Origin of the sequence: Gottfriedia acidiceleris (assembly GCF_023115465.1) — a bacterium.
Taxonomy (GTDB): domain Bacteria; phylum Bacillota; class Bacilli; order Bacillales; family Bacillaceae_G; genus Gottfriedia; species Gottfriedia acidiceleris_B.
The window spans coordinates 3,181,009-3,203,034 of record NZ_CP096034.1 but is presented as its reverse complement, the minus strand read 5'-3'; the positions used below and the strand labels follow the sequence as shown (position 1 = coordinate 3,203,034).

The following is a 22,026-nucleotide window of genomic DNA, read 5'->3' as shown; positions in this document are numbered from 1 at the left end:
TTTGGAAAAATTTTTCATTTTCTTTATTTCACTATTAATTGAATTTCCGATTTTTTCAACAATTTTCATCTATATGTTTTTGAAATTATTTTTTAAAAATAACAAGCGTAAACTTTTGCTTTTTACGTTAGATTTATCTACAATTCTATATATTAGTTCATTTTATTTTGTTTTAAATATGATTTTTCCGACTGCAACAGGTTGGATATTAATTAATTTATTATTGGTTATCTTATTTATTAGTATTATTCTTCAATGGAAAGCAAAAAGAGATATTCGGTTTACTAAGCTACTAAAAGGTTTTTGGAGAATGTCATGTATTCTGTTTATTATTCTTCACTGTATTACCGTAGTGGCTGGTTTAGTTTTAAAAATAACTGAATATAATGCTTAACTGAAGAGCGAGAGAGGAAGTTCGTAATGCAAATTAGTAAAGTCCATTTAGACGGGCAAAATAAATTGCTAAATGATTTTGTAAATGGAAATGAAGTAATTTCTTCTTTCTTTGGTGAAAATCCATTAGTAAAGGAAGATATGGAATATAGAATTAAACATGTAATGGAGCGTTCTTATAATCGCACAGGATTAGTTAATGCACTAGAGAAGTTTCATCATAAGCATCATGCGAGTAATGAATCGTTAGAAAATGTGAAAAAATTACTTAATAAAGATTCATTTGTTGTAATTGGTGGACAACAAGCAGGCTTATTAACTGGCCCATTGTATTCTATACATAAAATTATTTCAATTATTCAATTGGCTAAGAAATATGAAAAGGAACATGGGCTAACAGTCGTCCCAGTATTTTGGATTGCTGGTGAAGACCATGATATAGATGAAATTAACCATATTCATACAATTGAGAACAATGCAGTAAAAAAACAAACCTTTTATCAAAAAACGACTTATTCCCATGCTGCTTCTAGAACAGAATTAGATCAACAGGAAATGAAAAAGTGGATTGATAAGATTGTTAAAACATTTGATGAAACGAATTATTCAAATGATTTACTTGATGAACTATATTCGATGATTGAACAATCTACTACTTATGTAGATTTTTTTGCGAAAATTATTTTTAAATTGTTCAAAAAAGAGGGACTTGTCTTAATTGATGCTGACGATCCGAATGTCCGTGAGTTGGAATCATCTTTATTTAATCAAATGATTCAAAATCAAGAGAACGTAAGAGGGGTTTTAAAGGATACGAAAAGCAGATTAATAAAATCTGGGTATCACGAAACACTTCAAATTTCTGAACAGAGCATTCATCTTTTTTACCATAGTAATGAAGGTAGACAGTTACTTGAAGTATCTGAAAATGAAGATGTTTTTCAAACAAAAAATAAGAATTATCAATTCTCAAAACTTGAGTTGATCAAAATCGCAAATGAACAGCCAGCCTCATTAAGTAATAATGTCGTTACTAGACCAATTATGCAGGAGTATTTATTTCCTACATTAGCATTTGTCGGTGGCCCTGGTGAAATTGCTTATTGGGCTGAGTTAAAGGATATTTTTAATCTATTTAACCTTCAAATGCCACCTGTATTTTTAAGACATATGTTTACTATTTTTGAAAGAAATATTGTATCAGCATTAGAAGATTTTTCATTAGATATTAATGATGTGTTGAAAACATCATTAGAAGAGAAGAAAGTCGAATGGATTAAAGATCAAGTAAAACTAGACTATAAAGAAGTGTTTAGACATGCTAAAAAATCTTTAGAAGAATTGCATAAACCTCTTCAAGATGTAACGAATAAAGTAACACCTAACCTAAAAGATTTTTCTGTAAAGAATTATTTAAAGATAGAAGAACAAATTCTACTTTTAGAACGAAAAATAGAAGAAACAATTTTAAAGCAAAATGAAGAGCAAATCGAAAAGTGGAATCGAATCATATGTTCAATTACTCCAAATGGGAAACCACAAGAGAGAACACTAAACATTCTCTACTATATTAATAAATATGGTTTTGATTTTGTTCATGAGCTTTGTGATTTAGAACTATCATGGGATTATGCTCATCAAATTGTAAAAATTTAAGCATTTAATTTGAATAAGTTGAAACAATCCTTTGAAATAAGCTGAATTTTATAATAAAAATGAAATCCTGCTGCACTGTTAGCAGGATTTTTTGTTTTTTTAAAGAATTTTTTAGAAAAGGTGGTAAGAAGTGGGGGAATGTGGTAAGTTTGTGTTAGAAAGTGGGGGAATAGGATGTTTATCGGTGAATATCAACATAATATCGATGTAAAAGGACGTCTTATTATACCTTCAAAATTTCGAGACAAGCTTGGTGAAAACTTCATTGTTACAAGAGGTTTGGATCAATGCTTATTTGGCTATTCATTAGCCGAATGGAGTGTAATTGAAGATAAACTGCGCACACTACCACTAACAAAAAAAGATGCGAGAGCATTTACCCGTTTTTTCTTCTCAGGGGCTATGGAATGTGAGATGGATAAGATGGGGAGAATTAATATAACACCTAATTTACGCAGTTATGCAAAATTAGAAAAAGAATGTGTAGTAGTTGGTGTTACAAATCGTATTGAGATTTGGGATTTATCAACTTGGAATACATATATGAATGAATCAGAAGAGTCATTTGGTGAGTTGGCAGAAAACTTAATCGGATTTGACTTATAAAAATTAACAAATTGAAAGTAGTGAAAGCATCATGTTTGAACATATTACGGTTTTATTAAAAGAAACTGTGGATTCTTTAGATATAAATGAAGATGGCATTTATGTAGATTGTACACTTGGCGGTGGAGGTCATAGTGAATACTTACTATCTCAACTTTCATCAAAGGGTAGATTAATCGCTTTTGACCAAGATGAAACAGCAATTAGACATGCAAAAGAGCGATTGAATAAATATGAAAATCAATTAACAATCGTAAAAAGTAATTTTAAACATATAAAAGAAGAACTTCATAATTTAGGCATTTATGAAGTAGATGGAATCTTATTTGACTTAGGTGTTTCTTCGCCGCAATTAGACGTTGCTGAACGTGGATTTAGTTTTCATCAAGACGCACCACTTGATATGCGTATGAATCAAGAACAAACATTATCAGCATATGAAGTTGTAAATGATTGGCCTTATGAGCAGCTTGTGAAAATATTTTTCCGATATGGAGAAGAGAAATTTTCGAAACAAGTTGCAAGAAGGATCGAAGAATTAAGAGCTAAGAAACCGATTGAAACAACTTTTGAGTTAGTCGAAATCATTAAAGACGCAATACCTGCACCTGCAAGAAGAACAGGTGGACATCCTGCTAAAAGAATTTTTCAAGCAATTCGTATAGCTGTAAATGATGAACTAGGTGTATTTGAAGAAGCTCTAAAGGATGCAATTACCTTAATAAAACCAAAAGGAAGAATCAGTGTTATAACATTCCATTCATTAGAGGATCGCATTTGTAAAACGATTTTTAAAGAAGCTAGTTCACTTCCGCCGTTACCACCAGGTTTACCAATTATTCCAGATGAGTTTAAGCCGAAGTTAAAATTAGTAACAAGAAAGCCACTTTTACCAACAGATGAAGAAGTGGAATTTAATAAGCGAGCAAGATCTGCAAAGTTAAGGGTTGCAGAAAAATTATAAGGAGGGAAAATAATGAGTAATTTGGCTAGAAAGCTTCAACAAAAACAAGTTACTGATTTACAACAAAGACCTTCTAACAAGAAAAAACAAAAGAAAGTATCAAAAATTACACCTTTTGAGAAAATACTTTATTTAGTATTTATTTTTGCATGCTTCTTTATGGGTACAAAAATCATTAAAACTCAAGCTGAAATTTATGATACAAATTTAAAAATTCAAAATGTGAAAAATGAAATAGCGAATGGAAAACAGCGTAACTCTGAGCTTAAAATGAAGATTGATGAATTAAGCACATATGAGCGCATATGGCAAAAAGCAAAAGAATTAGGGTTAAATATTGATAGTAATAATGTAAAGTTTACCGACACTAGCAAGTAGGAGATTGTGATATGAGTAAGAAAAAGAATAAATACACAAATTATGGTATTCGTTGGTTTTTTCTAGGTACTTTACTCCTTTTTATATCACTTGTAGCTAGACTTGGCTATATACAATTATCAGACACAGTTGAAGGTAAAAATTTAAAAGTTTATGCGGATGAAAATTACAATACATCACAGAAAATTCCAGCAAAAAGAGGAACAATCTATGATTCACATGGAGTTCCACTTGCGGAAGAGGTGACAGCATACACAGTGTCGGCAGTTCTAGATCCAAGAGCCTCTAAAAACTCGAAAGTGAAAAGGCATGTAGTAGACAAAGAAAAAACAGCTAGAGAATTATCATCAATTTTAGGTATCGATGAATCGGAACTTTTAGCGAAATTGGGTAAACCAAAATATCAAGTTGAATTAGGACCAGGTGGAAGAAATATTTCTCAAAGCACAAAAGAACAAATTGAGAAATTAAAGCTACCTGGTATTGTTTTTACTCCATCACAGCAGCGATATTATCCAAATGGTGTATTTGCTTCTCATACGTTAGGCTATACGAATGTCAATGATAATGGTGACCTAATTGGCGAAATGGGATTAGAAAAATCATTGAATAATGAGTTAACTGAAAAAGATGGAAAAAGAAGCTTTTTACGTGATCGAAAAGGAAATATACTACCATATGAAAATGAGAAGGTTACTCCTCCACATAATGGTGATGATGTGTATTTAACAATAGATACAAAGATTCAAAGTTTACTAGAAGACGCAATGACTAGCGTTGAAAAAAAATATGAGCCAGAAAAGATTATGGCAATCGTTTCTGATCCGAAAACCGGTAAAATTGTTGCAATGAGTAACCGTCCTAGCTTCAATCCGAATATTCATGACATTACAAACTATACAAATGACCCGATTTCATATGCAATTGAAGCAGGTTCTACGATGAAAATATTCACTTTAGGAGCTGCAATGAATGAAGGCGTTTATAATGGAAATGAATATTTCCAATCAGGTCGATATAAAGTACCAGGTGGAGGAACTGTCCATGACGTAAATCGTAATGGATGGGGTTCTATTACTTTTGACGAAGGGATTCAAAGGTCTTCAAACGTAGGTATTTCGATTCTTCTTAATGAAAAATTAGGTGCAGATCGATTTTTACAATACTATAAAAACTTTGGGTTTACACAAAAAACGAATATTAATCTTCCAGGTGAATCAAGTGGTAAATTAGTATTTAATTATCCACTTGAAAAAACTACAACTGCTTTTGGACAAGGATCTACAGTAACTGGAATTCAAATTATCCAAGCTGCAAGTGCTATCGCTAACAATGGAAAAATGATGAAGCCGTATATTGTAGATAAAATTGTCGATCATGATACGAATAAAGTTATTAAAGACTATAAATCTCAGGTTGTTGGTAATCCAATTTCAGAAGAAACAGCAAAAAGAGAGAGAGCGTTATTAGAAACAGTTATTACAGCGCCACATGGTACTGGGCATAACTATGCGATTGAAGGTTATAGTGTCGCTGGTAAAACTGGTACTGCCCAAGTTGTTGACGATCACGGGAAATATCTTAAAGGACGTGGTCAAAACTTATTTTCATTTATCGGGATGGCACCTGCAGATAATCCAAAATTAGTCGTTTATGTAGCGATGCTTCGTCCAAAACTTGAAGCGACTGAGATTGGTTCAGATGGTGTTTCTGAAATATTTAGAACAGTGACTAAGGGCGCATTAGAGTATATGAAGGTTGAGCCTGTTGAAAATGCCAAAGTAGACAAATTAATTGATAAAGAAAGTATAGAGATTCCTAATTTGAAAGGTCTAACTTTAGATGAAGCAAAATCTTTAGCTATATCTGAGGGATTGAAACCTGTATTATTAGGAAATGGGTTAGAAGTTACTGGTCAATCAATTAAGTCAAAAACTCAAGTTGTCAGAGGTACTACTATTTATCTTAAGACAAATGGGACAAATACCATGCCATCTATTATAGGTTGGTCAAAATCGGATGTTAACCGTTTAGGTAAATTATTCAAGCTAAATATATCAACAAAGGGATCTGGATTTGTTACAAGCCAGAGTATTAAAGAAGGTTCAGAGCTACGGGATCGTGACTATTTAACAATTGATTTAAATAAACCTAACGGATCGACAGACGAAGAAAAAGATGTAAAAGTAGATGTACAAGAGTAAATTGGTTGAAATAAGTTTTAATTAAATAAAAATGACAATAGACCATTCTAGGACAATAAAAAGCTAGAAGGTCTATTGTATTTGGTACAAGCATATATTGAAACGAACATAATGTAGAGGAGTGTTCGTTTCGATGCGAGTATCTAATGTAACAGTTCGAAAACGATTATTTTTTGTATTCATTGGTGGTTTATTAATTTTTTCTATTATTGCAACGAGGCTTGGTTATGTACAATTTGCTATGGGTGATCTTTTAACTGAGCGAGCGAAAAATTCGTGGAGTCGAGATATTCCATTTGAACCAAAGCGTGGTGAAATTTTAGATCGTAATGGTGTTGCTCTTGCTACTAATAAAAGTGCTCCATCTGTATTAGTCGTTCCTAGGCAAATTAAAGATCCTAAGGAAGCAACTGAAAAACTTGCCCCAATTTTAAAAATCTCCGAAGTAAAACTTTATAAAATTTTAACGAAAAGATCAAGTATGGAACACATTCGAACAGAAGGTATAAAAATTACAAATGAGAAAGCTAAACAAATCCGAGATCTTAACATAGCTGGTGTATACATAGCAGAGGATTCTAAAAGATATTATCCATTTGGTAACTATCTTTCTCATGTTTTAGGTTTTGCTGGAATCGATAATCAGGGCTTAAACGGATTAGAACTTTACTATGATAAGCAATTAAGTGGTGAAAAAGGTAGTGTACAATTTTATTCTGACGCTAAGGGTCAAAGAATGCCCAATATTGCAGACGACTATATTCCGCCAATTAATGGTTTAAACTTAAAATTAACTGTAGATTCGCGAATACAAACAATTCTTGAACGAGAAATGAATAATGCGACTGCGCAATATAATCCTGATTCAATGATTGGAATAGCGATGAATCCAAATACGGGAGAAATACTTGCAATGAGCAGTCGTCCAAGCTTCGATCCGACTAATTTTAAAAATGTTTCGCCTGAAGTATATAATCGAAATTTACCTGTTTGGTCAAATTATGAGCCAGGTTCAACGTTTAAGATTATTACACTAGCAGCTGCATTAAATGAGGGATTAGTAGATTTGAATAAAGAACATTTTTATGATGATGGGGCTGCTGAAGTAGCTGGGGCTCGGTTGCGTTGTCATAAAAGAGGTGGACATGGCTCTCAGACATTCTTAGAAGTAGTTCAAAATTCTTGTAACCCAGGATTTGTAGAATTAGGTAACCGACTAGGAGAAGATCGTTTATTTAACTATATTCGTAACTTTGGATTCGGCAAAAAAACTGGAATTGATTTACAAGGTGAAGGATCAGGAATTTTATTCAGCATGGATAGAGTAGGTCCAGTTGAAGCAGCAACAACTGCTTTTGGTCAAGGTGTATCAGTTACACCAATTCAGCAAGTTGCAGCAGTATCAGCTGCTATTAATGGAGGAATTCTTTACCAACCGTATATAGCTAAAGAATTTGTAGATCCTGTTACAAACGAAGTAGTAAGTCGAAAAACACCAATTGCAAAAAGACGAGTTATTTCTCCTAATACATCTAAAAAGGTACGTTTAGCTCTAGAAAGTGTTGTTGCACAAGGTACTGGTAAAGGTGCATTCGTGGAAGGGTATCGTGTTGGCGGTAAAACTGGTACCGCGCAAAAAGTAAAGGATGGACGATACGATGATAGTAGCTTTATCGTTTCGTTTGTAGGCTTTGCACCAGCTGACGATCCTCAAATTGTCGTTTATATTGCAGTTGATAATCCAAAAGGCACTGTTCAATTTGGGGGAGTTGTAGCTGCTCCGATAGTAGGGAATATTATTCGTGATAGTATGCAAGTTTTAGGCGTACCACCTAGAAAAAATCAAATTCCCAAAAAATTCGTATACGGTGATATACCAACATATCAAGTGCCAAATTTAATAGGTTTGGAGAAAAAAGATTTGCAACCTTTGCTAGATACTTTTACTATTGAATATAGTGGCAGTGGAAATATTGTCGTTGACCAAGCACCAAAAGCAGGTGTTAAACTAAAAGAAGGTTCTAAAATTAGAATTTATTTAGGAACGAAAGAAGAAACTAAATCGAAAACTAAAGATAAAAAATGATTTAGTGAATACGAAAGGAATTACTATGAAACTTCATACTTTACTATCAAGATTAAAGCCTTTAGTGAATCTTCCATCTGAAAATCCGGAAATCACTGGGGTTGAAATGGATTCAAGAAATGTAAAACCAGGTTATTTATTCATCTGTATTGAAGGGTATACAGTTGATGGCCACAAATACGTAAATCAAGCGATTGAAAAAGGCGCAGTAGCGATACTTGCCCAAAAATCAATTGAATCGAATGTTCCAGTAGCTTATGTGAAAGACACAAATCGTTCGATGGCTGTTGTTGGTAATGCCTTTTATGAAAATCCAACACAAAAACTTAATCTAGTTGGTATTACTGGTACGAATGGTAAGACCACTACTTCATATATTATTGAAGAGATTGTTAAACACAATAAGAAAAAAACGGGTGTCATTGGCACAATTGGTATGAAAATAGGAGAAGAAATTTTTGAAACAAAAAATACAACTCCTGATAGTTTAACTTTACAATCAATGTTTGCAAAAATGGTTGATGCAAATGTGGATACTGCAGTGATGGAAGTTTCTTCACATGCATTACATTTAGGGCGTGTTCATGGCTGTGAATATGATATAGCTGTTTTTACAAATCTATCACAAGATCACTTAGATTATCATGGAACGATGGAAGAATATAAAAAAGCTAAAGGTTTATTATTCTCTCAATTAGGTAATAGCTTCTCTACGCAAAAACCTAAATTTGCAATCCTTAATAATGATGATTCTGCTTCAGAAGAATATATGAAGTTTACACAAGCAAATCTAATAACATATGGTTTAAGTAAAGAAGCTGATTTGTTTGCTAATGAAATTGAATTAACGAATGCTGGTACTAGATTCACATTACATTTTTTAAATAAACAATATGTTGTAGAAATGAATCTTATTGGAACATTTAATGTATATAATGTGTTAGCAGCAATTGGTGCAGGAATCGCATTAAATATCGAAATGGAGACAATCCTAGACGCAGTAGCGACAATTGAAGGAGTACCAGGACGTTTCCAAGCCGTTAATGCTGGGCAAGATTTTACAGTTATTGTAGACTATGCACATACACCAGATAGTTTAGAAAATGTATTAAATACTGTTAAGCAATTTGCAAAAAATGATATTTTTACTGTTGTTGGTTGTGGTGGAGATCGTGACCGAACAAAACGACCACTAATGGGTAAGATAGCAGCGGATCTTTCAACGAAAGCGATCTTTACATCTGATAATCCAAGAACAGAAGACCCAACTTTAATTTTAGAAGACATGAAACGCGGATTAGAGCATAATAATATTACGGTAATAGAAGATCGTAAAAAAGCTATAACATTTGCGATTCAAAATGCAAAAAAACATGATATTATTGTTATTGCAGGTAAAGGTCATGAGACATATCAGATTGTAGGAACAAATGTTTCACATTTTGATGATGTTGAAGAAGCTAAAGAAGCTATTTTGCAAAGAAGAGGATAGTATCCTCTTCTTTGTAATGTGAAAAATTGATTTCATAATTCTTTATAAAAGAATTAAACTATTAAGTAAACAACAAAGAAGAGAACTTAGAAAGGAGGGCGTATAATGCTAGAACCGTCAATTTTAGTTGCTATGATTTCAGCATTTATCATTGCAGTCATTTTATCGCCTATTTTTATACCGTACTTAAGAAAGCTTAAATTTGGACAGAGTATTCGAGACGAAGGTCCACAATCTCATAAAAAGAAATCAGGAACCCCAACTATGGGTGGGATTATCATATTAATTGCTTTAAGTTTATCTGCGCTTTTAATTTCTATGTATTTTGATGTTTTATCAACACGTACATATGTATTATTATTTGTCACAATTTGTTTTGGCGTAATTGGATTTTTAGATGACTATATTAAGGTTGTTAAAAAAAGAAACCTAGGACTAACATCTAAACAAAAATTCATTTGCCAAGTTATTGTGTCAATCATTGTCTTTTTTGCAATCCGTGCAATGGGAATTTCTACATCTATTTCGATACCTGGGACACATTATTCATTTGATTTAGGCTTTATTTATGTATTATTAATTATCTTTATGCTAGTTGGTACTTCAAACGCTGTAAATTTAACAGATGGATTAGATGGCCTTGTGTCAGGTACAGCAGCAATCGCATTTGGTGCATATGCCGTACTTGCTTATAACCAACAACAGCTTGATGTGGCAATATTTTCAATCGCAGTTGTAGGTGCTGTATTAGGTTTCTTAGTATTTAATGCACACCCTGCAAAGGTCTTTATGGGAGATACGGGCTCTTTAGCATTAGGTGGGGCGCTTGCTGCAATTGCAATCATTACACACTTAGAAATTTTACTTGTTATTATAGGTGGTATTTTTGTTATTGAAACATTATCAGTAATGATTCAAGTTGCATCTTTTAAAGCAACTGGTAAAAGGGTATTTAAAATGAGTCCTCTGCACCATCATTATGAATTATCTGGATGGTCAGAATGGCGTGTAGTCGTAACATTTTGGTTTGTAGGATTACTTTTTGCATTATTAGGAATCTATATTGAGGTGTGGATGTAATTGAATAACATATCGAACTTTCAAAATAAAAATGTATTAGTATTAGGAATGGCAAAGAGCGGGTATGCAGCTAGTAAATTATTAAAAAAATTAGGTGCGACTGTAACTGTTAATGATCGAACTCCTTTTGAACAAAATGAAATCGCACAAAAGCTAAAAAGTGAAGGTTTTAACGTAGTTTGTGGTGAGCATCCACTATCATTATTAGATGATCAACCATTTTGTATCGTCAAAAATCCAGGAATTCCATATACAAATCCATTATTAATAGAAGCTGTAAAACGTAATATTCCGATTTATACGGAAATAGAGCTTGCATATTTAATAAGTGAAGCACCATTTATCGGAATTACAGGCTCAAATGGGAAAACGACAACGACTACTTTAGCACTAAATATGCTGCAAGAAGGCAATAAAAAACCTCTTGTTGCAGGAAATATTGGTACTGTTGCATGTGAAGTTGCTGAAAATGCAAAAGAAGATAATATTATTGTAACTGAACTTTCTTCATTCCAATTAATGGGAATCGAAAGTTTCCGACCAAAAATTTCATTAATCACAAATATTTTCGAAGCACATTTAGACTATCATGGTACAAAAGATGAGTATATTAAGGCAAAAGCCAATATATTTAAAAATCAAACAGAAAATGATTTTGCTGTCGTTAATTTTGATGATGAGAATGTAATGGCAATGGCTTCTCAAATTAGAGCGAAAATTATTCCATTCTCTACAACTAAAATTATGCAAGATGGTGCATATGTTCAAAATGGCTATGTTTATTTTAAAGAGAAAAAAGTGATTGAAGTTGAAAAAATTGTCTTACCAGGTAAACATAATTTAGAAAATATATTAGCAGCAGTAGCAATTTCTAAACTTCTAGATGTTGAAAACGATGCAATTGAAAAGGTGTTAACAACTTTCACTGGTGTAGAGCACCGACTTCAGTTTGTAACAGAAATAAATAAGAGAAAGTTTTATAATGATTCAAAAGCTACTAATATTTTAGCAACACAAAAAGCAATTTCTTCTTTTCAAAAACCAGTCATTTTAATAGCTGGTGGATTAGATCGTGGAAATGGTTTTGACGATTTAATTCCTTATTTTAAAAATGTTAAAAAAATGGTCACTTATGGTCAAACAGCAGAAAAATTAATTGAATCAGCAGAAAAAGCAGGAATGAAAGCAGTAAAATCGGTAGATAATGTTGAAGATGCTGTAAATGAAGCGTTCGCTCATTCAGAAGTTGGAGATATTATTTTATTGTCACCTGCTTGCGCAAGCTGGGATCAATTTAAGACTTTTGAAGAACGTGGTAATAAATTTATACAAGCAGTGCATAAGTTAATGTAAGGCTTGTTTAATTCAAAAGTTGAGGTGTATTTAAGTGCCAACAAAGAAAAATAGTCCTGACATGATTCTTGTTCTCGTTACGCTATCATTATTAACAGTAGGTATGATTATGGTTTACAGTGCTAGTGCAATATGGGCATCTTATAAGTTTCATGATTCGTTCTTTTTTGCTAAACGGCAATTATTATTTGCTGGAGTTGGAGTAGTTGGAATGTTTGTTGTTTCAAATATCGACTACTGGCTTTTCAAAACACATGCAAAAAAAATATTAATCGCTTGTTTTATCTTGTTGGTACTTGTACTAGTACCAGGTGTTGGTCTAGTACGAGGTGGTGCACGAAGTTGGATTGGAATCGGTGCATTCTCGATCCAGCCCTCTGAGTTTATGAAACTTGGAATGATGGTCTTTCTATCAAAATACTTAGCAGATAATCAGAAAAATATTACGTCTTTTAAAAAAGGTCTTGTACCAACATTAGGTCTTGTGTTTTTGGCATTTGGTTTAATTATGCTACAACCAGATTTAGGAACAGGTACAGTAATGGTAGGTACTTGTGTAATCATCATATTCGTAGCTGGAGCGAGAATTTCTCATTTTATGGGATTGGGTATTGTTGGGGTTGCAGGATTTGTTGCCCTAATAGCTTCTGCTCCATATCGAATAAAAAGGATTACATCATTTCTAGATCCATGGTCTGATCCATTAGGAACTGGATTCCAAATTATTCAATCACTATATGCAATTGGTCCTGGTGGATTATTTGGGTTAGGATTAGGACAAAGTAGACAAAAGTTTATGTATTTACCTGAACCACAAACTGATTTCATCTTTGCGATTCTATCAGAAGAGTTAGGATTTATTGGCGGAACTTTTGTCATCTTATTATTCTCTTTATTACTTTGGAGAGGGATCCGAATTGCTTTAAGTGCTCCTGATTTATTCGGTACTTTTTTAGCAGTAGGAATTGTCTCAATGATTGCAATACAAGTAATGATTAATATAGGCGTTGTAATAGGCTTAATGCCAGTTACAGGGATTACCTTACCATTTTTAAGCTATGGTGGTTCATCTCTAACATTAATGCTACTAGCCGTAGGTGTATTATTAAATATTAGTAGACATGCGCGTACATAAAAGGACCGACTCAAATTGAAACAAGTACATATTGTACTTGAATTTTTCAAAGATGAGTCGTTCTTTTTTATGTAGTAAAGTAATATGTTCTTGCCTATTTACTTTCCAATTGGTACGTTTTCTTTATTTTTATAGAAAAAACAATTAGAATGATAGTGATAAAATTGGTATAATAACTACTTAAACTGCTTCAAGTTATTTATGTATTGTAATTTAGGAGGATCTTTATGAAAATTTTAGTTAGTGGTGGGGGTACTGGTGGTCATATTTATCCAGCACTTGCGCTAATTAAAGAGTTAAAAAAACAAGATTCCAATGTAGAATGTTTATATGTTGGTACAGAAAATGGATTAGAAAAAGGGATTGTATCTAAAGCACACATACCTTTTAAATCTATTGTTATTACAGGGTTCAAGAGAAGCATATCATTCGAGAATTTTAAAACAGTCTATCGATTCTTAAAGGGTGTATCAGATAGTAAGAAAATAATTCGTGAATTTAAGCCAGATGTAGTCGTTGGAACAGGTGGATATGTTTGTGGTCCTGTAGTTTACGCTGCAGCAAAACTAGGGATTCCGACAGTTATACATGAACAAAATAGTATACCGGGACTAACAAATAAGTTCTTAAATCGTTATGTAACAAAAGTTGCAATTTGTTTTGAAGAGGTTGCTGACTATTTTAATAAAGAGAAAGTAGTGTTTACTGGAAACCCGAGGGCTTCTGAAGTACTTGGAGAATCAAATCCAGCCGTATTAGAAACATTAGGATTAAAATCAGGTAAACGCACAGTACTAATTGTTGGTGGTTCGAGGGGAGCAAGACCGATTCATCAAGCCTTTTTAAAAAGTGTCAATCAATTAGGTGAAAAAGATTACCAAATGATTTATGTAACAGGCGAAGTGCATTACGATTCTGTCATTGAGGAAATAAATAAAGTAGGTAACCCTGAAAATGTAGTGGTTAAACCATTTTTACATAATATGCCTGAAATATTAAGAGAAGTGGATTTAGTCGTATCAAGAGCAGGAGCAACTACATTAGCAGAATTAACTGCATTAGGAAAACCTAGTATTCTAATACCAAGCCCATATGTAACGAATAATCATCAAGAAGTTAATGCTAGATCACTCGAGAAAAATGGTGCGGCAATTGTTATATTGGAAAAAAACTTTAATAGTGAATATTTAGTAACTGAAATTGAAAAAGTATTACTAAATCCTATTAAACTTGAAGAGATGAAAAATGCATCATTAAAAATGGGTGTACCAGATGCTGCAAAAAAACTAGTAAATGTTTTAGAGAAAATAAGTAAATGAACTTGCACGAACAAGTTTGAAATAAAATAAAAATATAATAGAGGATACTATAAGCTAAAGGGGGAAAATGACGAATGTTTGAATCAAAATTAAAGGAAATATTAAATGACTCGAGTCTTCTAATAAATGAGCCTTTAGCAAATCATACGACAATGAAAATTGGAGGACCAGCTGAGTATTTGGTCATTCCTAAAACTGTGAATGAAATTAAAGAGATTATTAACCTTGCAAATGAACATGAAGTAAATGTGACTGTAATTGGTAGAGGATCAAATTTACTTGTATCGGATCAAGGTATTGAAGGTGTCGTAATAAAAATTAGTGATTGCTTAGACCATATTGAAGTAGAAGGTACAAAAGTAGTTGTAGGTGCAGGATATTCAGTTATTCGTTTAGCTACTCAACTAAGTAGAAAAGGATTATCTGGTCTAGAGTTTGCAAGTGGAATTCCTGGTAGTGTTGGTGGCGGTGTATATATGAATGCAGGTGCGCATCAATCCGATTTTTCAACTATTACTTCTAGGGCACATATTCTATTTCCCGATGGAACAATGGAATGGCTATCAAATGAAGAATTAGACTTTTCTTATCGAACTTCAGTTTTACAACATAAACGTAAAGGATTTGTATTAGAAGCAGAACTTCAGCTTCAAGAGGGATCAAAAGAAGCTTCTACTGCTTTAATGCAAAAAAACAAAGATTATCGAAGAGAAACACAACCATGGAATTATCCATGTGCTGGAAGTATTTTCCGTAATCCATTACCACTGTATGCTGGTAATTTAATTGAACGTGCTGATTTAAAAGGATATCAAATTGGTGGTGCGAAGGTTTCTGAAATGCATGGTAACTTTATTGTAAATGCTGGAAATGCCACTTCAAAAGATGTATTAGATTTAATAGCATATATTAAGAAAACTATATTAGAAAAATTTAATGTGCAACTTGAAACAGAAGTAGAAATTGTTGGGAAAAAAATGTAAGTTTCTTCTAAACTAACCATATTATATGCTATAATTTACATAGCATATGATGACCAAGATAGAATGGCATTCATTTGCTATTCTATTTTTTATTATTCTTAAATTACTTCTTAAGCAAAAGTAAATTAAAAAGGTATTTTTAGTTGAACATTGATAATGGAGGCATATTTATGCAGGAAAATAAGATTATTAGTTTAGAAGACCGTGTACCTGTTTTACGTAATAAAAAACGTAAAAAAGCAAATATGCGATTACTGGTCACAATTCTTGTGTTTTTTTCTTTGCTCTTATGTGTATTGTATTTCCAAACATCAATTGGTTCAAAAATTCACTTAGTAATTAATGGAAACCAACTGTACTCTGATAAAGAAATTCAAAAATTAGCCGATGTTAGCGTTGATGATAGCTTTTTGACAATTAGGTCAAAAAGGGTAGTAGATCAGCTTGAAAGTCTAAACACAATTCAATCTGCAATCGTACATAAAAGATTTCCTAATAAAGTAGAAATCGATGTAAAAGAATTTCAGCCTGTTGGACAAGGTTTATTCAGCGGGAAAAAGTATCTATTGTTAGAAAGCGGAGTCCTTATTAAAGAGAAAAATTCACTAGGAAATACTACAGCACCTGATTTAATTGGTTGGAAACAAGGAGACGAGTTGCAGGAAATGGCTGCGGAATTGAAAAAAATGCCACAAAGTATATTTCATTCAATTTCTGAAATAGATTATACTCCAAGTAAGGATGATCCTTTGTTAATAACGGTGTTTACAAATGAAGGGTATGAAGTAAGGACAACGATTCGAAAATTCTCAAATAAAATGTCAAATTACCCATTAATTTTAAAGTCAATACCTAAAGATCAAAAAGGGGTTATCCATTTAGAAGTTGGTGCGTATTTTTCTCCTTATAGTACTGATTCTCCTTATAGTACTGATAACAAATAGTTGAATTAACATTAGTTAACAGTACTTTCAAGTCTTTTTTAACTTTATTTGTTAGTGTAGACTAGTAGTTAAATAGAAATAATGAAAAAAATTAAAAAGATTATGAAAAATCAAACTTAAAAAAAGAGGAAAAACCCCGTAAATGTTGAATAGATGTCATATATGATATTTAAGAATGAATTGATGCTCGATTATAATAGATAGAGAGAAAAAGGAGGTGCCATCATGAACAGCAATGAGATCTATGTGAGTCTTGACGTTGGAACTTCAACAATTAAAGTAATCATAGGAGAACTAGTTAACGACACACTTAACATTATCGGTGTTGGTAATGTTAAATCTTCAGGCTTAAAACGTGGGTCAATAGTTGATATAGATGAAACAGTCAAATCAATCAAAAAAGCAATTGATCAAGCAGAAAGAATGGTTGGCATTCATATTGACAAAGTAATTGTAGGGGTTAGTGCGAATCAAGTGCAATTGATTAGTACTAACGGCGTAGTAGCAGTTTCTAAAGAAAATAAAGAAATTGACAATGAAGATGTTTTAAGAGTAATGGATCAGGCTCAAGTAATTTCTATACCACCGGAAAGAGAAATTATCGATGTTGTTCCACATGAATACATTGTTGATGGCCTTTCTGAGGTAAAAGACCCAAGAGGAATGATTGGTGTACGATTGGAAATGGAAGGTACATTAATCACTGGTTCAAGAACTCTAGTACATAATATACTTCGTTGTGTTGAAAAAGCGGGGTTAGAAGTAACGGATATATGTCTACAACCTATGGCTGCAAGTACGATAGGACTAAAGCAGGATGAGAAAAACTTAGGTGTAGCACTTGTTGATATCGGTGGAGGCTCAACTACAATTTCTCTTTTTAGAGAAGGAGTATTAATGGCAACTTCAGTCCTACCTGTTGGAGGAGACCATATTACAAAAGATATATCAATTGGACTGAAAACTTCAACTGAAGATGCAGAAAAAATTAAAGTGAAATTTGGACATGCCTTTTATGATACTGCATTACCTGAAGAAGTATTAAGTGTACCAATAATGGGTAGTGAACAACATCAACAATACAGTCAGCAAGAAATTTCTGATATTATTGAAGCTAGATTAGAAGAAATCTTCATTATGGTTCAAAATGAGCTTGTAAGAATGAGGGGAAGCAATTTACCAGGTGGATTTGTTCTAACTGGTGGTACAGTTACAATGACTGGTGTAATCGATTTAGCTCAAAAGGTATTTAAAAATAATGTAAGGGTTGCAACACCAGATTATATTGGAGTAAGAGAACCTCAATACATTACTGGCGTAGGTCTAATCAAGTATGCTTTTTATAAATCAAAAATGCGTGGAAAAAAACTTAGCTCTAATATTGCATTCGAATCAAATGAACGAAAACCTGTAGCTGTTTCAAATTCAAATACAAAACCAAAACAGCAGGATGAAGAGCGCGTCATGAGTAAAGTTAAAAGCATTTTTAAATATTTATGGGATTAAATTTGTGATGAATTTGAAAAGTAGGGGGATCAATCATGTTAGATTTTGATACAAATGTAGATGCTTTAGCGAAGATAAAAGTAATAGGTGTAGGTGGTGGAGGAAACAACGCCGTAAACCGAATGATTGAACATGGAGTACAAGGTGTAGATTTTATTGCTGTGAATACTGATGCACAAGCTCTTAATCTATCAAAAGCTGAAGTGAAAATGCAAATCGGTGGCAAACTTACTCGTGGTTTAGGGGCGGGAGCTAATCCAGAGGTAGGTAAAAAAGCAGCAGAAGAAAGTAGAGAACAATTACAAGAAGCTCTTAAAGGAGCTGACATGGTATTCGTAACTGCTGGAATGGGTGGAGGTACAGGAACAGGTGCAGCTCCAGTAATTGCACAAGTAGCAAAAGAATTAGGTGCATTAACTGTAGGTGTAGTTACTCGTCCATTTACATTTGAAGGTAGAAAACGTTCAACTCAAGCGGCAACTGGAATCGCTGCAATGAAGGAAAGCGTTGATACTTTAATTGTTATTCCTAATGACCGATTATTAGAAATCGTTGATCGTAATACCCCAATGCTAGAAGCATTCCGCGAAGCAGATAATGTACTTCGTCAAGGGGTTCAAGGTATTTCTGACTTAATCGCTGTTCCGGGATTAATTAACCTTGACTTTGCAGATGTTAAGACAATTATGTCTAATAAAGGTTCTGCATTAATGGGTATCGGTGTTGCTGGTGGAGAAAACCGTGCGGCAGAAGCAGCTAAAAAGGCTATTTCTAGTCCATTATTAGAAACTTCAATTAATGGTGCACAAGGTGTACTTATGAATATCACTGGTGGTACTAACTTAAGTTTATATGAAGTGCAAGAAGCAGCAGATATCGTATCGACTGCATGTGATGCAGAAGTAAATATGATTTTCGGTTCTGTAATCAATGAAAACTTAAAGGATGAAATTATTGTAACGGTTATTGCGACTGGATTTGAAGGTGTTGTTACAGCACCGCCTACTCCAAAACCAATGGCGAGACAAACAATTTCAACACCTACCCAAGCTCCACAACCAACTATTAAACGCGAACCAATCCGCGAAGAAGCTCCGGTTGTAGAAACGACTAAAAATGTAACGAGTCTTGATGACTTAGATATTCCAGCGTTTTTACGTAATCGTAAAAGACGCTAATAAATGTAAAAAAACCAAGATAAGATAAATTCTCTTATCTTGGTTTTTTATTCTTTGGAGTAGTGATTTTGTAAATTAGTTAGCTCACTAAAGACACTCTTGAACTTTTTGTTACAGCCTTTAGGGAATAAAACACCTAAACCATATGAGTGTGTAAATTCAAAAGATGGGAGTTTTTGTTTAATGCCTTCCCAAAATTTATAAACCCCAAAATCTTGAATTCGTACTTCAGTATCATGAATTAAAACAATTCCTTCTTGAGATACTTTTGGTAGCCAAGTAGTGTAATCATGGAGCACAGCTTCAAAAGTATGAAACCCGTCAATATGAAGTATGTCGATGGTATTATCTTCAAAATTCTGAATTGCTTCGTCGAAAGATTTACGGAACATTTTAGCTTCTTTCTGATAATGCTTTTGAACAACTTCAAGTACCGTATCAAAAACTTCATTACTATACAATCCACTATGCAGATCACCTTGCCAAGTATCAACTGCAAAACATTCACATGACAGATTATGATCTTTCACACTTTGACAAAAACAGAAAAAAGAAAAGCCAAAGTGGGTACCTAATTCTACAATTTTTTTTGGTTTCACGAATTGAACTAAATCGTAAGCAAATTTAGCGTGACCTTTCCAGGCAGAGTGTTGTCTTATTGATGGATTAGTTTTGTCAAACTCAAAAATGGGTGAATGAAATATCCAGCTATCCAAATCCTCACTCCTTATTGGGCAGATTTAATAGAATAAAGTGAAAGATTACTATTAAATATAGACCTGTCCAATCCATATTTCGAAAATGTATTGTCGAAAAACTCTTCAATAAAGCTTCCTTTTTTTGACAGACTTCTTACTGTGCTCATCCTATACTTACATATAAATGAATAGTCTAATATTCTATAGAGGATGGCGAACAAAATTGGTGATATATGGCGATCTTGTTTGGTTATTAAACTTGTTAATGGATTTCTTGATCATTCAGTTGACAGGCTTAATTCTAAAAAGAAATGTATCTATTTTGCGGTCATTGTTAGGAGCACTATTAGGTTCAATCGTTGTTCTAATGACGTTTACTCCTTATGCATATGTTTTTGGCTCACCTTTTATGAAAATATTATTATCGTTTTTTATCGTATTTTTTGCATTTGGAAGGCAACGGATTATCACTTTTTTACAGCTATTAAGTATCTTCTATTTTTCAACATTCATTTTAGGTGGCGCATTATTAGGCTTACATTATTTATTTGCTACTAATGAATCAAATTTAACCAAATCATCCTTTTATGGTGATCCTGTTAGCTGGTATTTTGTAATTGGAATGCTCCCAATTGTCATATTTTACGCTAGAAAATCGATTAATCAAATCTCGTTTACAAAATGGAAATTGAATGAAATGTATGAAATGGAAATTGTGTGGCGGAACACTTCGATTAAAATTAGAGGGTTAATGGATAGTGGTAACTCTCTACATGAACCGCTTTCTAGGAAACCAGTTATTATTTTAGATTGTTCCACTAGTGATTATGGATTACCTATCGAACTAGTAAAGTTAGTTAGAGACTCTGAAAATACATTACATAATACAGAAGCACTCGATGTCTTAAGTTTTTTTCAAGGAACTTATATACCTTATAAAAGTATTGGCCAAAGTAATCAATTCCTCGTCGCAATAAAACCTACTGTTGTTAAATTGAAAATTAATGGGAAATGGTATTCATCGAGTTCGGTTTTAGTTGGATTGAGTCATGTTACTTTGTCTTCAGACAATTTATATGAATGTATCCTTCATCCAAAAATGATGCAGGGAACAATTAATGAAATTGCATAGGAGGTAGAAAATGAATCGATTGTTCTTAAAACTAAAGTTAGGTTTGTATAAGCTATTAGTAAAGCTTGGTTTGAAAGCCGACGAAGTATACTACATTGGGGGAAGTGAAGCATTACCACCTCCTTTGACTAGGGAAGAAGAAGAAAAGCTTTTACAGAAACTACCGAATGGAGATTTAGGTGCTAGATCACTATTAATTGAAAGAAATCTACGATTAGTAGTGTATATTGCTAGAAAGTTTGAAAATACGGGCATTAATATTGAGGATCTAATTAGCATTGGTACAATCGGATTGATAAAAGCCGTTAATACCTTTAATCCTGAAAAGAAAATTAAATTGGCAACTTATGCTTCAAGATGTATCGAAAATGAAATTCTGATGCATTTACGTAGAAATAATAAAAACCGTTCTGAAGTCTCATTTGATGAACCATTAAATATTGATTGGGATGGAAATGAATTATTACTTTCTGATGTATTAGGTACAGAAGACGATATCATAACGAAGGACTTAGAAGCCAATGTCGATAAATCATTATTAACAAAGGCATTAGATCAACTGAATGATCGTGAAAAACAAATAATGGAACTACGATTTGGACTAGATGGAACTGAAGAAAAAACCCAAAAAGATGTAGCTGATATGCTTGGAATATCTCAATCATATATTTCACGATTAGAAAAACGTATTATTAAAAGGCTTCGAAAAGAGTTTAATAAAATGGTTTAAAAATTTAAGAACCGATTAGATTTGATTTTTCAAATACTAATCGGTTTTTTTCTATGTATGAAGGGTAATCAAAAAAATTTAAAAAAATATTTTCATTCGTCATACCTGCTAAATTTCATTAATTAAGCTTAGAAAATCCTAGTTTTATCTCAAATTGCTATGCTATTTTAGTCCTGAATTTATTATTTT

At 32.9% G+C, this 22,026-nt stretch carries 19 protein-coding genes; 18 read left to right on the top strand and 1 reads right to left on the bottom strand.

Going from position 1 to position 22,026, the window contains the following annotated elements; all coding sequences use genetic code 11:
- Position 1: 1 nt before the first annotated feature.
- The 16 genes from MY490_RS15195 (at position 2) to ftsZ (ending at position 19,277) form a co-directional block, all read left to right on the top strand.
- Positions 2–394 (top strand): DUF3397 family protein, encoded by a 393-nt coding sequence (locus tag MY490_RS15195; protein WP_248266464.1) that lies wholly within the window; start codon positions 2–4, stop codon positions 392–394.
- Between the two features lie 26 nt (positions 395–420).
- Positions 421–2,049, top strand: coding sequence for a bacillithiol biosynthesis cysteine-adding enzyme BshC (gene bshC / locus MY490_RS15190; RefSeq protein WP_248266463.1), 1,629 nt, complete (start codon positions 421–423; stop codon positions 2,047–2,049).
- A gap of 174 nt (positions 2,050–2,223) precedes the next feature.
- Positions 2,224–2,655, top strand: a complete 432-nt coding sequence (gene mraZ, locus MY490_RS15185; RefSeq protein ID WP_025672272.1) for a division/cell wall cluster transcriptional repressor MraZ — start codon at positions 2,224–2,226, stop codon at positions 2,653–2,655.
- Positions 2,656–2,686: 31 nt separating this feature from the next.
- The gene (rsmH, locus tag MY490_RS15180) at positions 2,687–3,619 is read left to right on the top strand and encodes a 16S rRNA (cytosine(1402)-N(4))-methyltransferase RsmH (RefSeq protein WP_248266462.1); all 933 of its coding nucleotides are present in this window, start codon (positions 2,687–2,689) and stop codon (positions 3,617–3,619) included.
- 12 nt (positions 3,620–3,631) lie between these two features.
- Complete coding sequence (ftsL, locus tag MY490_RS15175; protein ID WP_248266461.1) at positions 3,632–3,997, top strand: cell division protein FtsL; 366 nt, start codon at positions 3,632–3,634, stop codon at positions 3,995–3,997.
- Positions 3,998–4,008: 11 nt separating this feature from the next.
- A complete protein-coding gene (locus tag MY490_RS15170; RefSeq protein ID WP_248266460.1) occupies positions 4,009–6,201 on the top strand; it encodes a penicillin-binding protein in 2,193 nt (730 codons plus the stop codon).
- A gap of 133 nt (positions 6,202–6,334) precedes the next feature.
- Positions 6,335–8,287, top strand: coding sequence for a stage V sporulation protein D (locus MY490_RS15165; RefSeq protein ID WP_248266459.1), 1,953 nt, complete (start codon positions 6,335–6,337; stop codon positions 8,285–8,287).
- A gap of 25 nt (positions 8,288–8,312) precedes the next feature.
- Complete coding sequence (locus tag MY490_RS15160; RefSeq protein WP_248266458.1) at positions 8,313–9,779, top strand: UDP-N-acetylmuramoyl-L-alanyl-D-glutamate--2,6-diaminopimelate ligase; 1,467 nt, start codon at positions 8,313–8,315, stop codon at positions 9,777–9,779.
- A gap of 105 nt (positions 9,780–9,884) precedes the next feature.
- Positions 9,885–10,859 carry a phospho-N-acetylmuramoyl-pentapeptide-transferase gene (gene mraY, locus MY490_RS15155; RefSeq protein WP_248266457.1) on the top strand — a complete coding sequence of 325 codons (975 nt, stop codon included), beginning with the start codon at positions 9,885–9,887 and terminating at the stop codon, positions 10,857–10,859.
- Positions 10,860–12,212, top strand: a complete 1,353-nt coding sequence (gene murD, locus MY490_RS15150) for a UDP-N-acetylmuramoyl-L-alanine--D-glutamate ligase (RefSeq protein WP_248266456.1) — start codon at positions 10,860–10,862, stop codon at positions 12,210–12,212.
- 61 nt (positions 12,213–12,273) lie between these two features.
- Positions 12,274–13,347, top strand: a complete 1,074-nt coding sequence (gene spoVE / locus MY490_RS15145) for a stage V sporulation protein E (RefSeq protein ID WP_248269388.1) — start codon at positions 12,274–12,276, stop codon at positions 13,345–13,347.
- 227 nt (positions 13,348–13,574) lie between these two features.
- On the top strand, positions 13,575–14,666 hold the full coding sequence (murG, locus tag MY490_RS15140; protein WP_248266455.1) for an undecaprenyldiphospho-muramoylpentapeptide beta-N-acetylglucosaminyltransferase: 1,092 nt from the start codon (positions 13,575–13,577) through the stop codon (positions 14,664–14,666).
- Between the two features lie 74 nt (positions 14,667–14,740).
- Positions 14,741–15,649 carry a UDP-N-acetylmuramate dehydrogenase gene (murB, locus tag MY490_RS15135; RefSeq protein ID WP_248266454.1) on the top strand — a complete coding sequence of 303 codons (909 nt, stop codon included), beginning with the start codon at positions 14,741–14,743 and terminating at the stop codon, positions 15,647–15,649.
- Positions 15,650–15,819: 170 nt separating this feature from the next.
- On the top strand, positions 15,820–16,593 hold the full coding sequence (locus MY490_RS15130; RefSeq protein ID WP_248266453.1) for a cell division protein FtsQ/DivIB: 774 nt from the start codon (positions 15,820–15,822) through the stop codon (positions 16,591–16,593).
- A gap of 225 nt (positions 16,594–16,818) precedes the next feature.
- A complete protein-coding gene (gene ftsA, locus MY490_RS15125; protein WP_248266452.1) occupies positions 16,819–18,099 on the top strand; it encodes a cell division protein FtsA in 1,281 nt (426 codons plus the stop codon).
- Positions 18,100–18,134: 35 nt separating this feature from the next.
- Positions 18,135–19,277, top strand: a complete 1,143-nt coding sequence (gene ftsZ, locus MY490_RS15120) for a cell division protein FtsZ (RefSeq protein ID WP_248266451.1) — start codon at positions 18,135–18,137, stop codon at positions 19,275–19,277.
- Positions 19,278–19,324: 47 nt separating this feature from the next.
- Here ftsZ and MY490_RS15115 read toward each other — a convergent pair whose 3' ends face one another.
- Positions 19,325–19,993 carry a class I SAM-dependent methyltransferase gene (locus MY490_RS15115; protein ID WP_248266450.1) on the bottom strand — a complete coding sequence of 223 codons (669 nt, stop codon included), beginning with the start codon at positions 19,991–19,993 and terminating at the stop codon, positions 19,325–19,327.
- Positions 19,994–20,201: 208 nt separating this feature from the next.
- Here MY490_RS15115 and spoIIGA point away from each other — a divergent pair, with 208 nt between their 5' ends.
- Both spoIIGA and sigE read left to right on the top strand, forming a co-directional pair.
- A complete protein-coding gene (gene spoIIGA, locus MY490_RS15110; protein WP_248269387.1) occupies positions 20,202–21,107 on the top strand; it encodes a sigma-E processing peptidase SpoIIGA in 906 nt (301 codons plus the stop codon).
- A 10-nt stretch (positions 21,108–21,117) separates the two neighbouring features.
- Positions 21,118–21,837 carry an RNA polymerase sporulation sigma factor SigE gene (sigE, locus tag MY490_RS15105; RefSeq protein WP_069035602.1) on the top strand — a complete coding sequence of 240 codons (720 nt, stop codon included), beginning with the start codon at positions 21,118–21,120 and terminating at the stop codon, positions 21,835–21,837.
- Positions 21,838–22,026: the final 189 nt, after the last annotated feature.

Bases quoted from the DNA above. Each gene is read 5' to 3' on its own strand.
- sigE (WP_069035602.1), top strand. From the start codon at position 21,118: ATGAATCGATTGTTCTTAAAACTAAAGTTAGGTTTGTATAAGCTATTA.
- MY490_RS15130 (WP_248266453.1), top strand. From the start codon at position 15,820: ATGCAGGAAAATAAGATTATTAGTTTAGAAGACCGTGTACCTGTTTTA.
- ftsA (WP_248266452.1), top strand. From the start codon at position 16,819: ATGAACAGCAATGAGATCTATGTGAGTCTTGACGTTGGAACTTCAACA.
- MY490_RS15165 (WP_248266459.1), top strand. From the start codon at position 6,335: ATGCGAGTATCTAATGTAACAGTTCGAAAACGATTATTTTTTGTATTC.
- mraZ (WP_025672272.1), top strand. From the start codon at position 2,224: ATGTTTATCGGTGAATATCAACATAATATCGATGTAAAAGGACGTCTT.
- murB (WP_248266454.1), top strand. From the start codon at position 14,741: ATGTTTGAATCAAAATTAAAGGAAATATTAAATGACTCGAGTCTTCTA.
- rsmH (WP_248266462.1), top strand. From the start codon at position 2,687: ATGTTTGAACATATTACGGTTTTATTAAAAGAAACTGTGGATTCTTTA.
- bshC (WP_248266463.1), top strand. From the start codon at position 421: ATGCAAATTAGTAAAGTCCATTTAGACGGGCAAAATAAATTGCTAAAT.
- MY490_RS15170 (WP_248266460.1), top strand. From the start codon at position 4,009: ATGAGTAAGAAAAAGAATAAATACACAAATTATGGTATTCGTTGGTTT.
- spoVE (WP_248269388.1), top strand. From the start codon at position 12,274: ATGATTCTTGTTCTCGTTACGCTATCATTATTAACAGTAGGTATGATT.
- murG (WP_248266455.1), top strand. From the start codon at position 13,575: ATGAAAATTTTAGTTAGTGGTGGGGGTACTGGTGGTCATATTTATCCA.
- mraY (WP_248266457.1), top strand. From the start codon at position 9,885: ATGCTAGAACCGTCAATTTTAGTTGCTATGATTTCAGCATTTATCATT.
- ftsZ (WP_248266451.1), top strand. From the start codon at position 18,135: ATGTTAGATTTTGATACAAATGTAGATGCTTTAGCGAAGATAAAAGTA.
- ftsL (WP_248266461.1), top strand. From the start codon at position 3,632: ATGAGTAATTTGGCTAGAAAGCTTCAACAAAAACAAGTTACTGATTTA.
- MY490_RS15160 (WP_248266458.1), top strand. From the start codon at position 8,313: ATGAAACTTCATACTTTACTATCAAGATTAAAGCCTTTAGTGAATCTT.